Raw genomic sequence first — 3,560 nt, forward strand, 5'->3', positions numbered from 1 at the left:
GGGCGAGGCGTGGGCGTACGGCGCGGACGTCGACTGGGACGCCTTCTACGAAGGCACCCGTCCCCACCGCGTCGACCTCCCCACCTACCCCTTCCGCCGCGAGTGGTACTGGCTCACCCCCGACGGGACCGACCGCCCGGCCGGCACCGGCGGCGACCCCGCCGACGGCGAGTTCTGGTCCGCCGTCGAGAGCGGTGACATCACCCGGCTGTCCACCGTCCTGGACATCACCGGCGACGACACCGAGGCCTTCAGCAGCCTGCTGCCCGCACTCGCCTCCTGGCGCCGCCGCCGCACCCTGCGCACCACCCTCGACTCCTGGCGCCACCGCGTCCACTGGACCCCCCTGACCGGCGCCGCCGGACCCGTCCCCGCCGGCCGCTGGCCCGCGCTCGTCCCGGCCGGGCACGCCGACGACCCCTGGGTCGACGACGTCCTCACCGCCCTCACCACCCGCGGCCTGCGCGTCGAACGCCACGACCTGACCGGCGACGAGGACACCACCGCCCTCACCGCCCTGCTCACCACCCCCGACGGCGAGGAACCCGCCGGAGTGCTGTCGCTGCTCGCCCTCGACGAGCGGCCGCACCCCGACCACCCCGCCGTGCCGCGCGGCCTCGCCGCCGCCAAGGACCTGACGCACGCCCTCACCGGCACCGGCACCCGGCTGTGGGCGCTGACCCGCGGCGCCGTCTCCGTCGACAGCCGGGACCCGCTGACCTCGCCCGTCCAGGCCGAGACCTGGGGCTTCGGCCGTGCCGTCGCCTTCGAACTCCCCGACACCTGGGGCGGGCTCGTCGACCTGCCGCCCACCCCCGACCCGCGCGCCCTCGACCGACTGCCCGGCCTCCTCGGCGGCCCCGAGGACCAGCTCGCCGTGCGCGCCGCCGGCTCCTACGCCCGCCGGCTCGCCCGGATGCCGCTGCCCGAGCCCGCGGGCGACGCCGACCCCACCGGCACCTGGGCGGCGCACGACACCGTCCTGATCACCGGCGGCACCGGCGCCCTCGGCGCCCACGTCGCCCGCTCCCTGGCCGCCGCAGGCACCCGGCACCTGGTCCTCACCAGCCGCCGCGGCCCCGACGCGCCCGGTGTCGCCGAACTCACCGCCGAACTCGCCGCCCACGGCGCCCGCGTCACCGTCGCCGACTGCGACGTCGCCGACCGCGACCAGCTCACCGGGCTCCTCGAGTCCCTCCCCGCCGACCTGCCGCTCACCGGCGTCGTCCACGCCGCGGGCGTCCTCGACGACGGCGTCCTCGACGCCCTCACCCTGGACCGCTTCGACGCCGTCCTGCGCCCCAAGAGCCTCGGCACCGCCAACCTGCACGAACTCACCCGCGACCACGACCTGTCGATGTTCGTGCTGTTCTCCTCCATCGTCGGTGTCCTCGGCAACGCCGGACAGGCCAACTACGCCGCCGCCAACGCCTACCTCGACGCCGTCGCCGAGCAGCGCCGCGCAGCCGGACTGCCCGTCACCTCCGTCGCCTGGGGCCCCTGGGCCGACGCCGGCATGGCCACCGCCGACGTCCTCACCGACCGGATGCGCCACGACGGACTCACCCCGATGGCGCCCGACACCGCCGTCGCCGCGCTGCGCGCCGCCGTCACCGAAGGCGCCTCGCACGCCACCGTCGTCGACGTCGACTGGCCGTCGTACGCCGGGGCCCTGACCGCCGCCCGGCCCAGCCCCCTCATCGGCGACCTGCCCGAGGTCCGCCGCGCCCTGGAGGCGGCGAAGGCCGCCGCGCCCGACACCCACGCCCTGCGCGACCGGCTGCGCGGCCTCGCCCCCGCCGACCAGGACCGCCTGCTCACCGACCTGGTCCGCGCCGAGGTCGCCACCGCCCTGCGCTACGCCTCGCCCGAGGCCGTCGACGTGCACCGCGCCTTCAAGGACCTGGGCTTCGACTCGCTCACCGCCGTCGAGGTGCGCAACCGCATCACCGCCGCCACCGACGTCAAGCTGCCCACGACGCTGCTGTTCGACTACCCCAACACCGCCGCCGTCGTCGACCACCTCAAGGACCGGCTGCTCGGCGGAGAACGGCCCGCCACCGCCCCCGTGGTCGTCGCGGCCGGTGTCACCGACGAGCCGATGGCCGTGGTCGCCATGGCCTGCCGCTTCCCCGGAGGGGTCACCAGCCCCGAGGAACTCTGGGACCTCATGGTCGCCGAGGTCGACGCGGTGTCCACCCCGCCCGCCGACCGCGGCTGGGACCTCGACTCGATGTACGACCCCGACTCCGAACGGCAGGGCACCACCTACAGCCGTGAGGGCGGCTTCATCCAGGACGTCGCCGGATTCGACCCGGCGTTCTTCGGGATCTCCCCGCGCGAGGCCCTCGCCATGGACCCGCAGCAACGCCTGCTCCTGGAGACCTCCTGGGAGACGTTCGAACGCGCCGGCATCGACCCGGAGACCCTGCGCTCCACCGCCACCGGGGTCTTCGTCGGCACCATCAACACCGACTACCAGGTCCGCCTCGGCGGTGCCGCCGCCCAGGAACAGCTGGCCGGCCACCTCATGACGGGCAACGCCTCCAGCATCGCCTCCGGCCGCCTGTCCTACACGTACGGCTTCGAGGGCCCCGCCGTCACCATGGACACCGGCTGCTCGTCCTCCATGGTCGCCCTGCACCTGGCCCTGCAGTCGCTGCGCACCGGCGAGTGCACCATGGCCCTGGCCGGCGGCGTCACCATCATGTCCACCCCCGAGCCCTACGTGGAGTTCTCCCGGCAGCGGGGCCTGGCCCCCGACGGCCGCTGCAAGGCCTTCGCCGAGGGCGCCGACGGCATGGGCTTCGCCGAGGGCGTCGGCCTCGTCCTGCTGGAGCGCCTGTCCGACGCCCGCCGCAACGGCCACCCCGTGCTCGCCGTGGTGCGCGGCTCCGCCCTCAACCAGGACGGCGCCTCCAACGGACTCACCGCCCCCAACGGGCCCTCCCAGCAGCGCGTCATCCGGCAGGCACTCGCCAACGCCGGGCTGTCCGCCGCCGAGGTCGACGTGGTCGAGGCGCACGGCACCGGCACCCCGCTCGGCGACCCGATCGAGGCCCAGGCCATCCTCGCCACCTACGGTCAGGACCGCCCGGCGGAGCGGCCGCTGCTGCTCGGCTCGCTGAAGTCGAACATCGGCCACACCCAGGCCGCCGCGGGTGTCGGCGGCATGATGAAGATGGTGCTCGCGATGCGGCACGGCATGGTGCCCAGGAGCCTGCACATCACCGAACCCACCTCGGTCGTCGACTGGTCCAGCGGTGCCGTACGCCTGGTCACCGAGGCCACCCCCTGGCCGGACGCCGGCCACCCCCGCCGTGCCGGCATCTCCTCCTTCGGCATCAGCGGCACCAACGGCCACCTCATCCTCGAACAGGCCCCGGAGGCCGAGCCCGCCGACGGGACCGGCGACCCGGCCGCGGAGACGGACGGCGTGCTCACCGAGCCGGCCCAGGCCCCGGCGTGGCTGCCGTGGGCGGTGTCGGCGAAGTCGCGTGAGGCGGTGCGGGAGCAGGCCGCGCGGCTGGCGGCGTCCGTGCGCGACGGCGGCGCGGGCG

General features: G+C 75.6%; 1 protein-coding gene. It reads left to right on the forward strand.

What is annotated here, in order from left to right; translation table 11 throughout:
- Positions 1 to 3,560 (forward strand): SDR family NAD(P)-dependent oxidoreductase (locus ACF07S_RS33390; RefSeq protein ID WP_391975917.1); only part of this gene is annotated, 3,560 nt, incomplete at both ends.

The organism is Streptomyces sp. NPDC016640, assembly GCF_043076215.1.
Taxonomy (GTDB): Bacteria; Actinomycetota; Actinomycetes; order Streptomycetales; family Streptomycetaceae; genus Streptomyces.